10 protein-coding genes and 1 riboswitch are annotated in these 15,395 nt (G+C 46.4%); all 10 genes read right to left on the bottom strand.

Going from position 1 to position 15,395, the window contains the following annotated elements:
• Positions 1–143: 143 nt before the first annotated feature.
• A riboswitch (glycine riboswitch) is annotated at positions 144–267 on the bottom strand.
• 337 nt (positions 268–604) lie between these two features.
• On the bottom strand, positions 605–1,882 hold the full coding sequence (locus tag MKY42_RS02525; protein ID WP_339848336.1) for an MFS transporter: 1,278 nt from the start codon (positions 1,880–1,882) through the stop codon (positions 605–607).
• 29 nt (positions 1,883–1,911) lie between these two features.
• A complete protein-coding gene (locus MKY42_RS02520) occupies positions 1,912–3,009 on the bottom strand; it encodes a phosphotransferase (RefSeq protein WP_339848334.1) in 1,098 nt (365 codons plus the stop codon).
• Positions 3,010–3,236: 227 nt separating this feature from the next.
• Entirely contained in the window at positions 3,237–3,992 is a 756-nt protein-coding gene (pstB, locus tag MKY42_RS02515) for a phosphate ABC transporter ATP-binding protein PstB (protein ID WP_090904143.1), read from the bottom strand.
• Positions 3,993–4,004: 12 nt separating this feature from the next.
• A complete protein-coding gene (gene pstA, locus MKY42_RS02510; protein WP_090904349.1) occupies positions 4,005–4,892 on the bottom strand; it encodes a phosphate ABC transporter permease PstA in 888 nt (295 codons plus the stop codon).
• A 2-nt stretch (positions 4,893–4,894) separates the two neighbouring features.
• On the bottom strand, positions 4,895–5,803 hold the full coding sequence (gene pstC / locus MKY42_RS02505) for a phosphate ABC transporter permease subunit PstC (protein ID WP_090904348.1): 909 nt from the start codon (positions 5,801–5,803) through the stop codon (positions 4,895–4,897).
• Between the two features lie 139 nt (positions 5,804–5,942).
• A complete protein-coding gene (locus MKY42_RS02500; RefSeq protein ID WP_090904142.1) occupies positions 5,943–6,866 on the bottom strand; it encodes a phosphate ABC transporter substrate-binding protein in 924 nt (307 codons plus the stop codon).
• A 762-nt stretch (positions 6,867–7,628) separates the two neighbouring features.
• On the bottom strand, positions 7,629–8,921 hold the full coding sequence (locus MKY42_RS02495; RefSeq protein ID WP_339848331.1) for an arsenic transporter: 1,293 nt from the start codon (positions 8,919–8,921) through the stop codon (positions 7,629–7,631).
• 181 nt (positions 8,922–9,102) lie between these two features.
• Complete coding sequence (locus MKY42_RS02490; protein WP_339848329.1) at positions 9,103–11,205, bottom strand: methyl-accepting chemotaxis protein; 2,103 nt, start codon at positions 11,203–11,205, stop codon at positions 9,103–9,105.
• A 227-nt stretch (positions 11,206–11,432) separates the two neighbouring features.
• A complete protein-coding gene (locus MKY42_RS02485; protein WP_339848327.1) occupies positions 11,433–12,476 on the bottom strand; it encodes an EAL domain-containing protein in 1,044 nt (347 codons plus the stop codon).
• A 213-nt stretch (positions 12,477–12,689) separates the two neighbouring features.
• Positions 12,690–14,948 (bottom strand): bifunctional 2',3'-cyclic-nucleotide 2'-phosphodiesterase/3'-nucleotidase, encoded by a 2,259-nt coding sequence (locus MKY42_RS02480; protein WP_090904138.1) that lies wholly within the window; start codon positions 14,946–14,948, stop codon positions 12,690–12,692.
• Positions 14,949–15,395: the final 447 nt, after the last annotated feature.

The raw sequence follows: 15,395 nt of genomic DNA, 5'->3' as shown, positions 1-15,395 counted from the left end.
TGTCCTCGATACCTGAGAGTTTCATGATAAGAAGCGCGGCGAATCGATGCATCCCTGTATTCACAGGTGATGTCACCCTGCACACCGTGCTGCTTGACCATATACCCCTTGGGTGGCGCAGTTTGCGCACTCTCCAGAGTTGCGTCCAACGATGGTACATTTACCTGAGAGATTAACCGCTGCGCCGGGTGCGCAGCAGCTTGCTCCTTCGGTGCCCGACAGCTGCCATTTTACTCGACATGCCCAGGTCTCTCCCGCTCGCTATCATTCGCTGTATGGAACCATTCTGATCTTGTACCAGAACGATAATTGAAGTTTTTAATACTTTCTCATTAAGATTAATCGACAGGAAGATCAGTGTCAACAAACTTAACGATTTCTTTGTGAATATTTGTTTTTTTCCATTTTATACACAAGATAAACTGATGAACTGTAAACTTTCATCACATGAATGTGTTAATGCGTTTCATCTAGAAAGCGTATACATTTTTCATTTTCTATTAGCCAATATCTGTGTTTAATACTATTTATGTTATGTTCCACTGAACGGTTCGGGTATTCAGGCAACCATTATTCTGTACTGGAATTGCCTTATTTCTGCCTGTTACCCCACCATCGCCTTGGACTTCGCCGGTTCATCGTAATACCTGCTTCGGGAAGGAAACATGCTCGTCACCCACAATCCCAACGCAGCTAACAGCATGACCCCAGATACAACTGTATATACCATACGAAGTGACAACTGCTCTGCTATTACCCCTGCAATCAAAATGGAAGCCACCTGCAGCACACTTAACACCAGTCCAAGTACACTGCTCATTCGCCCCATCATATCCACAGGGATATTATTTTGATAAAAGGTAACCAGGCCCGTATTCGCCAGTGCCGAACAGAGACCGAGCAGAATAAAAGCAACCGCCGCCAGCTCAAACGAGAATGAACGGGCGAACAGGAAATAACCCAGCGCAACCAGAAGTACACCGCCACCCATCATGTGACGGATCGGCAAATGTTTGGCGAACAGCCAAACCAGCATGGAGCCTGCCAAATAACCAATCCCGGTGATACTCATTAATGCTCCGTACTGCGATTCAGGCAGGTTCATCACCTGACGGATAAATACCACTTCCTGGGCATCCAGCGACATGCCGACGACCAGAATAATCTGGAACAGAGCATATATACCGACCACGTAGCCCGACTTCCGGCTAAAGCTCAGTACAGCTCTCCAATCCTGGGCTACCATCCGAGGGGTCAGTCTGCTGCCTGTCCCTATATTCTGTTCTCCAATGCCCAGTTTGGGAAGAAACATTAGAATCAATGCAGAAGCAGCAAAGGAAGCCGCATTGGCATAAATGGCTGCCGAAGGAGATAAATATATCAGCATCACTCCTGCAACTGCCGGACCGGTAATAAATGCCCCTGAGCTGATCAGAGCTTGTAGGGAATTAAAGCGCTTGCGCCGTTCAGCAGGCACCAGCCGGGTAATGTATACCTGAGAGGAAGGGACAAATATGGAGGAGGACATGCTGATCAGAAACATCACTGCGTACATCATCCATAGACTGGACATCAGTGGGAGCATCGCCACCAACAATGCCCGTAGCATATCAGCACCAATCATCAACTGCCTCTGATCATAACGATCAATCAGGCTGCCTGACCAAAACTTAGTACACACCGAAGCAATCGGCGAGATAATCCATAACCCTGCGACTGCCGCTGGAGACTGTGTCATATCCAAAACCATCAGGTTAATTGCCACAATATATATGAAATCACCCAGATTGGATATGCCCACTCCACTAAGCAGCAATCCGGCATGCTTCCAGCCACCAGACTGCCCATTTGATGCAGCTCTCTTTGTACGGATTTCCTTCATAGCGCTACCCACCCACTTGAAATCATAAATTATAAATCATAGAAAATACTCTCATTCTGCAGATATGGTCTGCAAAATTTGCTGCATATAAGATGCATTCGCTCTTTCATCCATTCGTACCTGGATTCATTCTCCATCTGGAATGCGAAATAGCCAAACGTAAAGATCAGCATGAATCCTTCCATTAACCGAATATCACGCTTCGTTAGTGGTCCTGTCTGCTCCGTATAACCCGATAGGAAGACATCCCGTTCCTCCGGATTGAAAATAAGAGCTGCACCACCGGCATCAAACAGATAGTAGCCATAACCGTATAAACAAAAATCAATCATGGATATGCCTTGATCCGTCACTAACAGATTGCCGCGAGTAATATCCCCGTGAATTATTCCCCATGTCTCAGCATTATACGGATACGTATCGAGTTGCCCGTTAATGTTCTCAAACGTCTCGCGAATCAGATCGAAATCTTCAGGAGTAAAGATGCCACGTCTAACGCCTTCCTCCAATTGCTCCAGCATGACCAGATTCTCTTTGATCGAGCCATAGGCTGGTCTTACTTCCTTTTGCTTCAAGGTAGGGCTGTCGCTATCGGTATACTCCCCTGAGATGGTCGTCTTATCAGCATGCTGTTCACGGTCATTCACCTGCTGTCCGCTTTCAGACTCCCATGAACCAGCCCCCGGCTTGGGAGTTTCCTTCGGTCGTCGTCCATATTGATGCAATATCTGCAACTGTACACCCAAATCATGAATCTGCGCTGTTGTCAGACGTTCTCCCTGCTTGATATCCCTGCCCTCAATCCATTCCAGAACAGTACAACAGATCTCTTCTCCTGTTTCGTCCAACCAGACGGTAACCCACTCATCCGATGTATTGCGAACGGGTGTCTGCACCCGCAATGGACTGGTAGCCCGTAATTCATGAAGTAGATTCATCTCTGCTTCAAGTGCAGGTCGTGTATGCTGAATGCCCGTCATGCTTGCAAAAGCGGCTTTATGTATTCGCAATAGATACTTCTGTCCGGTTGATTCATCAACCACCTGATACGTTAGATTTTCATTATGTCGGATAAAGGAAACCGAAGGCTTTTCTATGGAATAATGCGAGATAATTTCAGTTGCCATGGTGTCATGGGAAATCTTATGGGTAGTTATAATCCACATCTCCTTCTCTTATCAAATTAAAGGCAGTGTTTACAAATATCGTAGCATGATTGTTTTTACTTTGGCAAACTATTCCATATTTACGAAGATGTAAAAAAGCATAACTCCCGAACGACCTCGCCCGAGTGTTATGCTTCCTTGTATCTCTATAAAACTATCTCTATCTCATACTCCATCCAATATAACAGTTAACCGAAACGTCCCATAATATATTCCTGAGTCAGACGATTGTCCGGATTGGTGAAAATATGCTCCGTATCTCCGTGCTCAACCATGCTTCCCAGATAAAAATAAGCCGTATAATCCGAGATGCGTGCCGCTTGCTGCATATTATGGGTAACAATTACGATCCGAAGATCCTTCTTGAGCTCCGAGATCAACTCCTCCACTTTACCCGTAGATACCGGGTCAAGCGCAGATGCCGGCTCATCGAGCAGCAATATCTGTGGATCAACCGACAACGCGCGCGCGATACAAAGCCGCTGCTGTTGTCCACCCGAAAGGGCCAGGGCAGATTCATTCAGTCTGTCCTTCACTTCGTCCCAGAGCGCAGCGCGGCGCAAGCTTTTTTCCACAATTTCATCCAATGCCTTCTTGCTCTTGATACCGCGGTAGCGGGGGCCAAACGCGATATTATTGTAAATGGACTTGTGAAAAGGATTCGGCTTCTGCCACACCATGCCAATCTTCTGGCGAAGTTTGATTACATCTGTGCCTGGCTCATTCAGATCATTGCCATCCATCCAGATATGTCCCTCCGTGCGGGAACCGGCAATCTCGTCATTCATCCGGTTGAGCGACCGCAGGAACGTGGATTTACCACAGCCGGATGGTCCAATGAGTGCCGTTACACTGGCTTCGGGAAACGTCAGGCTGATCTGTTTAACGGCCTGAAAATGCCCATAATATATGCTTAACTGTTCCGTACCAAAAGGTATGGCCATGTTGGTTCCTCCTTATTTCGAAGCTGTCATGCGGCGGTAAACCACCCGACCGATCCAGCGTGCACTGAGATTGAACGCCAGTACGAGAAGTACAAGCACGGCTGAAGCGCCAGCTGCTATTTCTTTGGAATCCGGGCCAATGCCTTCACTGTTTACTTTCCAGATGTGCACGGCCAGCGTCTCTGCCGGACGCAATGGATTGATCGGAGACCTTGGACTTGTTGGATTCCAGTCCGTGAAGTCCAGCGGCGGACTACTCATACCTGCTGTGAACATCAGGGCTGCTGCTTCACCGAAGATCCGTCCTGATGCCAGGATCGTACCCGTGATTAAGCTTGGCAATGCCACAGGCAGCAGAATGGAGGTAATAATTTTCCATTTGGACAATCCGAGTGCAAGACCCGCTTCCTTCTGCTCTTTCGGAACGGCCCGGAACGCCTGCTCCGTTGTCCGCACCATGAGTGGAAGATTGAATATTGCCAAGGCCATAGCACCCGATAGAAGGGAGAATCCGAGACCAAATGTATTAACAATCAACAAGAGTCCGAACAAACCAATAACGATAGACGGGAACGAGGATAACACTTCGACAACCAGTCGAATAAAGCTTGTGATCCGGCCTGGCTTGGCGTACTCAGCCATATAAATACCGCCGCCCCATCCGAGCGGAATCGTAATAATCAAGGTCAGAACAAGCAGGAAGATCGAGTTGAATAATTGCGGTCCAATCCCGCCACCACCTTTGAGCAGCTGTGGTGCACTGGTCAGGAAGTGCCAGTTAATCTGCCCAATCCCACGTACCAGAATGAAGCCAAGCAAACCGAGCAAGAGAACAACAATGAACAGGGCCAGAACAACGATAATGGAAGTGGCAACTTTATCTACCGTTTTAGCCTTCATTTTCATACCCGGTTCCTCCTTTCAAGCAGGCGAACCAGAATGACGAAGACAAAGGTCATCACCAGCAGGACAAGCGCCATACTCCACAGTGCATTATTATGAACAGATCCCATCGTGGTGTTACCCATACTCAGGGTGATTACACTCGTTAATGTTGAAGCCGATTCGAGCAATGATGTCGGTACATGCGGGGCATTCCCGATGACCATCTGTACGGCCAGAGCTTCACCAAATGCGCGTGCCATGCCCAGTACAATCCCTGTCAGCAAAGCTGGAAGAACCGTTGGGATAATGACACGGTAGATCGTTTGCCAGCGAGTTGCCCCCAGCGCATAGGATGATTCACGCAGACCTTTCGGCAGTGCAGACAATGCATCTGCCATAATGCTAGTTACGGTAGGCAGAATCATAACAGACAGAACCAAACATCCGGCTGCAATCCCGACGCCGGCTCCGCCAAACATGCTGCGCAACAATGGAACGATCACACTGAGACCGATAAACCCGTACACAACGGAAGGGATACCGGACAGCAATTCAATCGCAGGTTGCAATATCTTTTTACCTTTACCTGGTACAATCTCGGTCATGAAGAGCGCTGCGCACAAGCTAAGCGGACTTGCAATCAGAGCTGCAAGCAATGTTGTTATGAATGAACCGGTAATGAACGGCAACGCTCCATAGGCAGCAGGTTCCCCCGTTGGGTTCCACGTTTTTCCGGATATAAATTCGCGCAAACTTACGCCATCCTGGAAAAAGGTCGACAAGCCTTTGGACGCTACAAAATAAACGATGGAAAACATGACAACGATCAGGAAAACGACACAAATCGACGTATAGATCCGTCCCGTCCACTCTTCCCAATAATGCTTCTCTCTCAAGGGCCGGCGCGGTTTCAACTTGTTGTTCATTACCGTTCCCCCTTCGGTCTGTTCCATAACAACCATCCTTCTATAGTAGAATTCATAAATATGGGATTATTCCAGAGCAAACCGCGCAAAGAGGCAGGACCTGGGTCCGCCTCTCTCGCTGTATGCGCAAGTTCAAAGATTATTGAGTCACAGTGCCTGCAGCGTCACGTTTTACTTTCATGCCGGATACTGGGATGTAACCAAGCTCCGTCACATCTTTCTGTTGAATTTCGTCACTCAAGATGTAGTCAAGGAATGCTTTTGTTGCTGCATCCGGGTCACCTTTAGTGTACATGTGCTCGTAAGCCCATACCGGATAAGTTCCTGCTTCTACGTTCTCAACTGTTGCTTCTACACCTTCGTATTTCAAAACTTGCAGGCTGTCATCCAGGTAGGACAGAGCCAGATAACCAATTGCGCCTGGCGTTTCAGCTACGAGCTTTTTAACTGTACCGGAGGAATCTTCCTGAATAGAACCTTGGATATCTTCAACTTTTGTTCCCAGTGCAAAGTTCTCGAATGTTGCACGAGTACCGGAGCTGCTAGGACGGTTTACGATAACGATAGCTTGATCTTTACCGCCAACATCTTTCCAGTTTGTGATTTTACCAGAGAAAATGTCGATCAGTTGTTGCTTCGTCAAATCTTGTACACCCGCATCTTTGTTGCTTACTGGAGCGATGGCTACAACAGCCACTTGGTGATCTTTCAATTCGCTTACTTTTGCTGCGTCATCGATTTTCTCTTCTGCAAATACGTCAGAGTTACCGATTGTAGCTTGTCCGTCGGATACTTGTGTCAAACCAGTACCACTACCGCCGCCTTGCACTTGTACTGTTACGTTCTTATATTCATCAACTGCCATAAATTTTTGTCCAGCTTGCTCTACCAGAGGTTGCAGTGCTGTTGAACCAACAGCCAGAATGTTACCGCTAAGTTCAGTAGCAGTTTCTCCTGTGGAATTATTGCTTCCCTCTGTACCAGCGTCATTTTTCGATCCGCATGCTGCGAGAACCAGTACGAACGTTAAGGTCATCAAAATGAACGGCAACTTTTTAAACATGTTTTGTTTTCCTCCCCCAATTTAGTGACGGTGATTTGGCTTTTATTTTTGTTCACCATCAACTCTTTATTCATTGTAGTTTCGTTATGTCATCTCAAAATCAATGTTTTGTAAACGCAATGTTAAAAATGTTTACTGTGGATTGAAATTTACCTGAGACAAATTGCGCTGAAGTGACCGCTTCGTGAACGGACGTTGTTTCAATCCGTATTGTGTCCAGTTTTTCATCACATAATGAATAAGTCGCTAATACTTTCGAGTGGCCGTTCCGGTTACGGATCGTTCTTCCGATCGCTGTTGTCTCCAATTTTTTTTGATCTGATATGTATAATGTTAAAACTCGGAGACAAAGGCGAACGCTGCCGCTTCTTCAGAATCGATTCCGTCCCCTCCACTACGTTCAGTTTTTTTATCTACTCAATCTACCCATCAAGAACAAATGATCATTTTGATCTTTTCTTACAATTAAAATTCTTACATAGAATACGCTTCGCTTTTACACAATCTTTCCGTTCCCTGCGCTGTGTCACCGCTGGTGGGGTCCCAGGCATTTTAATCCTCAGCCTGGGGGATGGCAAAAAGAAGGCCAGTCTATAGAAGGCTGGCCTTAGTGTAAATGCATAATGAAGAAAGAGAATTTGTTTCTTCTATAGAAGAAACAAAAAAACTGCCTCATAGCTAGTAGGTAACACCAGCGTGTGAGAGCAGCTTTTTACAATATATTGGATCATTTGATGATTGTTAATGTAAAATGCGATTTTACTAACCCAATATCCATAGCCATAACGCTAATCCGGCCAAGGTAATTAATAGGGTAGGAATGGTTAAGATGATGCCTGCCTTGAAATAATATCCCCATGTAATCTTCACACCTTTGCGGGACAGCACATGCAGCCACAGTAATGTGGCAAGTGAACCGATCGGGGTCATTTTGGGACCCAGATCCGAACCAATCACATTGGCATAGATCAAGGCCTCACGCACAATGCCATCGGTGTGTGCACCCTGAATCGCGAGTGCGTTAATTAACACGGTAGGCAAGTTGTTCATTACAGATGACAATATTGCTGCGATCATGCCCATTCCCATTGAGGCAGCCAGCAGACCATGGTCTGCGATGGCATCAAGCCAGCGGCTCAGGTGATCGGTTAATCCGGCATTACGCAGCCCATACACCACGATGTACATACCGACCGAGAACACGACAATGGACCATGGGGCCTCCTTGATTACGCGTTTCAGGTCCACGGCTTCGCTCTTTCTCGCCAATATGGCAAACAAAAGAGCTACTGCACCGACGATAACCGATACGGGGATCGGCAAAAACTCACTGGAAGCATAGGCCACGAGCAGCAGCACCAGCATAAACCAGGCGATGCGAAACATCCGCGGATCACGAATGGCTTCCCGTGGATCACGTGCTGCAGAGATATCGTAGCGGAGCGGGATGTTTTTACGATAAAACAAGAACAACATCCCCGTACTCGCCAAGATGGAAAAGAGATTAGGCACAATCATCCGCACCGCATACTCCACAAATGTAATACCGAAATAATCCGCAGATACGATATTCACCAGGTTGCTGACGACCAGCGGCAACGACGTTGTATCCGCGATAAATCCACTGGCCATAACAAAGGCAAGCACCATGCGCTCATCGAACTTCAATGCACGTACCATCGCAAGCACAATCGGGGTAAGAATGAGCGCTGCACCATCATTGGCGAAGAGAGCTGATACCGCCGCCCCGAGCAAAATGGAATAGATAAACAGCCTGCGTCCATTTCCTCCCGCCAATCTTGCCATATGAAGAGCTGCCCATTCGAAAAAACCTGTCTCATCGAGTATTAATGAAATCATAATAATACCGACAAAAGCGAGCGTTGCATTCCATACAATGGATGCCACATCAGAGGCATCGTTCAGACTGACGACACCACACATCAACGCCAGCAAAGCCCCGCCCATGGCGGACCAGCCAATACCCAATCCGCGTGGTTGCCAGATAACCAATGTGATGGTCAGGACAAAAATCAAAATTGCTACATATGTCATAAAGCCTCCTGTTCCGCTATATTCATCATGTTTTGGAGCATGATATGAGAATGGCCTGTGCGATATGATTACACCGCAATTCTTGCGGATAAACCAGACGCTATAGTTATACAGGGCTTCAGGAGAAATGTCTATCTTTATTTCCTTCTATCTCTATAGAAACTGCGGTAAAAGATATCGTCTAATGGTTAGAATTGTCCTTATCCTTCGGCGTGTCCTCCACCATTTTGAACATACCCAACAATCCTTGCAGTTGCTCCGCCATACTGTTCAGATGTGCTGAAGACGAAGCGATCTCCTCCACAGATGCCAGCTGTTCCTGAGAAGATGCCGAGACGGATTCCGTATTCGCAGCAGATTCTTGGGTCACGGTCGATATATCGTTCATTGCTTTGGCAACGTGGGAAGCACCACTCTCCAACTGTTTCGTTGTTTCGGACAAATTGTCCAGCGTATGAACAGCATCCTCTACAGCCTCCCGAATCTGTGCAAAGGATTGTCCAGACGTATTCACGGCCTGAATTCCGTCTCCAACCCGAGTCTGGGCTGCATTCATAGCGTTCAGAGCAGCATCCATATCCTGACGAATATTATGAACGAGTTCACCGATCTGCGCAGCCGAGCTTCCCGATTCCTCTGCAAGCTTCCGCACCTCACCCGCTACGACTGCGAAGCCACGGCCAGCATCACCCGCTCTTGCCGCTTCAATGGAAGCGTTCAGTGCCAGCAGATTGGTCTGTTTCGAGATTGTGGCAATCACATCTACCATGCTGCCGATCTCAACGGACCGTGCATTCAGTGACTGAACCACCGTCGCGAGCTGTTCCACCGTTTCCTGAATGCTATTCATCTGCTCAACTGCCTGACCTGCTGCCTCGTTGCCTGAATAGGCCGCTCCAGATGTATGTCGCATATTCGTTGTAATGGATTGCACACGCTCAGACATCATGCGAACATCTTCCGCGATTTGCCTCATTTGTCCTGATCCATCGGTTACACTCTTCACTTGCTGCTCCGCACCCTCGGCAAGTTCCTGAATCGCCATCGTTGAATGCTCAATGGCCTTGGTAGTTTGATCCGCACTAGCGGACAATTCCTGCGAGGAGGCAGACACCTGCTCTGCCGTTTCCTGCACACCCAGAATCATCATGCGCAGATTGTCGACCATCCGTTCAAAGTATTTCGCCAGATCGCCTACCTCATCTTTGCGCCCTGTGTCCAATTTTACCGTAAGGTCGCCTTTGCTCACTGCTCTAGCGGATTCCTGCAGACGTTTAATCGGACGTAGCATCGAACGTGTAAACCAGATAATAAATATCAGCGTTAAGAAGGTTGCCGTCAGAATGACCAACAGGGTAGCCATCCGAATGTCTTTACTTGCATTTAATACTTCACTTCTGAACATTGTACCGCCAATCTTCCACCCGGTTTCCTCATTAGTAGAGAAAATCATGGTCTTTGGATCATCATTATAGATATAACTGAATTCGCCTTCCTTGCTCTCAAACATTGGATCCAGCGCTGTTGTTTGTTCTTTTGTACCAGCATCCGCGACTGGAGATACAATATAATTTTTGTCCGCATCCATTATAATGACATACCCTTCTTTGCCAACCTTAATGGATGCCTGTTCTCGCAGCTTTGTTAGATCCATGGACAAACCAACGACACCCGATTGATCATCAAGCGTTTTGGAGACAAAGACAACAGCAATGCCGTCCGTGTTCTTGGATACAGGTGAAACTACTGGAGCACCTGGCTTCTCCATCGCAAGCTTATACCATTCTCGTTCCCGGGGATCATAAGCGGACCCTTGTGAGCTTCCCGCAGACTCCTTACCTCGGACCATGACTCCCTCTTTGGTTCCCACAAAGATATTTAAAGCATCCGGATGCAATCCAAGATACTGCTTCAATTTCAGCTCAAGCTCAGGGCTTTCATTTTGCCCTTTTATCATGTCAGTCACAATCAGACTGGCAAAATAATTGATATCATGAATCTTCGCATCCACATGTGTGCCAATGATTGAATTCGTTGTGTCTACACTTTGTTTGGCACTGTCCATCAGTTGGTCTTCCACTGTATCATCAGCGATAACCAGCGTAACGATCCCAATGGTTAGACTCGGCAAGAGCAGAACAGCCAGGAAGGATACCAATAATTTGTTCCTTATACTCCAGACGAAGCCTTTTTTCTTTTTGTTTTTCTTTTTCGTTTTATTGTCTTTTGCTTTGACCGGCTTGGTTGTTGCCTTTTCTTGCTCGTTCCCCCGAATGTTACCCATCTTGCTTCTCCCCCTCCAAATATAAATCTGCCCTTTTTCTTTTTTTATGTAGGACCTCTTTACCTGATTAAATAAGGTGTCATATAGACGCCGATCTAATCTAAAGGCCTATCCTATATATCGGCTGAATGAGCGTATTTATTTGATTGAAAAAATTCCATGGCATGTCAAACAAGCCACTCCGATCATGCGAAGTGACTTGTGGGTACATCCATATTTTATTACATTCACGCAGAGGTTTTTCCGTAAGGACCTTGTGGCGGATATGCGGTTGGCTTACCAAAATAATATCCTTGTGCCAAATCAATACCCACGGATCGACAGAATTCAAATTCCTCGATTCGTTCAATGCCTTCAGCAAGTACTCGCCCGCCAAATCGACGCGACTTCTCAACAATATCGATAATTTGCTGCTGTTTGTTTAGATCATGATCACAATGATCAATGAGACTCCGATCTATTTTGACAAAATCCGGCTCCAGCCGATTCATTACTTCGATCGTCGAGAATCCGGCTCCCACGTCATCCAAGGCAACCGACATCCCATGAGAACGATACACCTCAAAAATACGCTGCAAAATGGACATATGCTGAATCTGTTCCGTTTCCACCACTTCAAACACAAAATCCTTAGGGTCTAGCGAAAGGCGTTCAATCGCTTCAAAGGTGTGCGTCAGGCAAAATTCGGGGTTATAGATGGAAGAAGGAAGGAAATTCACGAAACGTTTGACACCATGCGGTAAAAGAACGGCACTCGTCTCAATGGCAGCAATACGTGCTGTCCGATCCAGAAAAGAATGCAATCCGGTATCCCGTGCAACTTCAAATAATTCATAAGCACTGAACGATCTGCCCTGTTCAGCAGGACGAAGTAAAAACTCAAATCCGATGATCTGCTCCGATGCATCTACGATCGGCTGCATATGACTGCTAAATTGATGCTCCAGGATAACGGAAACCAGATCGGCATGTTTGAGGCGAGCTTCCTGCATGGAGAGACTGATCCAGCTATCCGCATCAGCCTGACCATATAGTTGAGTGACCTGAACCGTTAACTTATCCGGCAGGGTCGCTTCAATCTTCCGAATATCCTCAATACATTGCTGTGCAGATTCAAGATTCAAAAAATGCATCCAGACGAGTTCATCCGAATGTTCGACATATCTTCCCTGCACTTGCAGTGCTTCGAGCAAAGCGGGGGAGATGGGACGCAAATACAGGGTACCTTGATCCTCTATAGGATGAATTGGGCTGCAGCCACTGCAATTCATGTAGAACCCCCTTGCCAGTTTGTGATTCTATCTCATTAATGTTTACTGGTATATACCCAAAGTTTGTAAATATTATAGCATGGGTATTGAAATTTATCTCTACTGTTTTGATGACTTCAACTATGACGGTTACTGATGCATTAACGGATCAGCATAGCATGAAAAAGACCGACAGTCTGCTGACTGTCGGTCTTCATTTACCGCTAATTCATCTTAAGAAGCGGGAATTACGATTTTCTGTCCAACTTTAAGATTGTGCACATTTGTAATTTTGTTTGCGGAAACCAACTTACGCCAGTCCACCCCGTATTTCAAACCGATGCGGTAGAGGTTATCTCCTTTTTTCACTACATATACCACTTTGCTGCCTGTTGGTTTCTCAGGTTGTGGCTTGGTTGTAGGTTTAGTTGGAGTTGGGTCTGGCTTCGTAGGCGTTGGAGCAGGCTCCGTACCTGTTTCAGGAGTCGTTGTTGCTTCTCCTGTCAATTTCAAGCCATACTCAGCAAAACCATCATCGTTTGTCCCAATGAAGGACATCGCCGGGTTCGCTTCAACCAATGCTTTGGCATCTGGGGAAGACGCGAACACCACTTCAAGATCGTTAAGTGCAGCTGCCGTTACACCTGCAGAAGGCTTAATTGGCGCAAGCGACCAGTTGCCATCTGCTGCCGGGTTAATCGTTTTGTTCTCACGGATATAATCAATGATTACTTGACGATTCTCATCCGGTGCAGCCAAGACGATGCGTTTACCGTCCGGGTTAGCCAGTTTGGACGAAGAAGCACGATAGTTATTCGTTGCCACGATGAATTTTTGTGCCGGATCAATTGGTTTGCCATTGAAGCTCAGGTCTTTAATCCGGTTAGCCGAAGCATTCACAATCGTTGCTTTGCTATCGTATTTCGCTGGTTGAGTTACATCAATCTGGTACGTAACACCATCGATAACGTCAAAGTTATACGTTGGGAAGTCCATATTAACCAACTGCTGTTGTCCGCCTTTTGCCGGGTCGATCTGGTTAAATTGGCCAGCAGACCATTCCAACCATTCTTTCAGCTCAGCGCCATTAACCAACACGGCATGTACCGTATTTGGATACACGTACAAGTCAGCTACGTTTTTGATCGCAATGGTGCCTTTAGGAATATTCGTGTAATACGAAGCACCTGAACGTCCGCCTGCTTTGAACGGAGCTCCTGCAGACAAGACTGGAATATCTTCGTATTCTGTTCCTTGCATATGTTTTTCAACATACCATTTCTGTGCATTCGTTACGATCTGAATGGATGGATCATCCTGAACCAGTGCAAAGAAGCTGTTGATTGGAGCTGTCGTTTCGCCGACTGGGCCACGCACATACTCAAGCGTACCTTCATGTTCGTCATGAACAGCATCAACGATCTCTTGATCAGCATCTACCAGAGCTTTTTTGTTGGCTGTGTCATAGATAGGGCGTGCTTCCACTTTGGAGTCTGCCACTTTCCACTTACCGTCTACCAGTTCCAGATCCAAATCGATAATACCAAGGTGGTCACCCCAGAAACCAGGCTCTACAGCAGGAACGCCATTGATTGTACCTTTTTCAAGGTCTACACCTTTTTTACCGGCAAAATCAGCGCTCGGGAATACTTTATGGGCATGTCCAAACAGGATGGCATTAATGCCTTCAACCTGGCTCAGATACAATACCGAGTTTTCCATCAGATCCGTTTGCGGAATATCTTCAAAACCGGAGTGAGGAATAGCCACAATAATGTCGGCACCTTCAGCCTTCATTTTAGGAATGAATTTTTTCGCAGTAGCGATAATGTCTTTGGCAATGACTTTGCCTTCCAGATTAGCGCTGTCCCACTGCATCACTTGTGGTGGTACAAATCCGATGACACCCACCTTGATGGTGTGCTCTTTGCCACTCTCATCGGTAACTTTTTTGTCTAGAATTTTATACGGGGTAAAATAGTTCTTGTCATTCGTCTCATCGTCGTCACCGTCATCTACATATACGTTGGCATTGATGTAAGGGAAGTTTGCACCTTCCAGCGTCATGTCAAGGAAATCCAAACCATAGTTAAACTCATGGTTACCGATGTTTCCTGCATCATAATCGAGCAGGTTCATCGCTTTATATACGGGGTGAGTCTCACCCTTTTTGAGTGGATCAATCTTCGCTACATAATCCCCGAGCGGGTTACCCTGGATCAGGTCACCGTTGTCGAACAGCAGGCTGTTCTTCGCTTCGTCACGGGCTTTTTTGATCAGTGTAGCTGTCTTCGCCAGACCATACTGGTCTGTCTCTTTGTCGGAATAGTAATCATAGTTAATCAGGTTGTCGTGAATGTCCGTTGTTTCCATGATCCGCAATTTAACCTTGGTTGCGTCCGCAGCCGATACAGGTACCGGAAATACCGCAAGCACGTTTAATGCAACCAAAGCGGCAGTCAGGCTTGATAATACTTTTTTACTCTTTCTCAAAATAACCCCTCCCGGTTATGTACATTGAATCATGCATTAGTGAGCAAACGAATAAGCGCAGAAATGCGAAAGATCTCATGGGTTGTGCGTACTGATTTTCTGATCCTAAGGTTCAGAATTCCAGGTTAGTTTATCTCACATGAACATCTATTCATATCTGTGCGTATCGTTTACATTCCAAATCATAACGCAATGTTCAGACATTGAAAAGCATTATTTTTTACGTTATCCGCACATACCTGCCCCAGTTTACAATAACATGCGTGATTTCGACATCTTTTGCATGTTTTTGGATGAAAATAGTTTACTTAGGCTGTCAAAAACGTATATTACATGTGTCTTACATCTATATCCATATTAGCTGAATCTTTTCATATCAAAAAACCGTGAAGCCTTCTGGCGTTCACGGTTGGCTGTATCTTTTCCGAATCGTTGGCACAGCCTCCA

The organism is Paenibacillus sp. FSL W7-1088, from assembly GCF_037969855.1.
Lineage (GTDB): Bacteria > Bacillota > Bacilli > Paenibacillales > Paenibacillaceae > Paenibacillus.
Note: the sequence above shows the minus strand (reverse complement) of the source record. Positions and strands in the feature narration are given on the sequence as shown.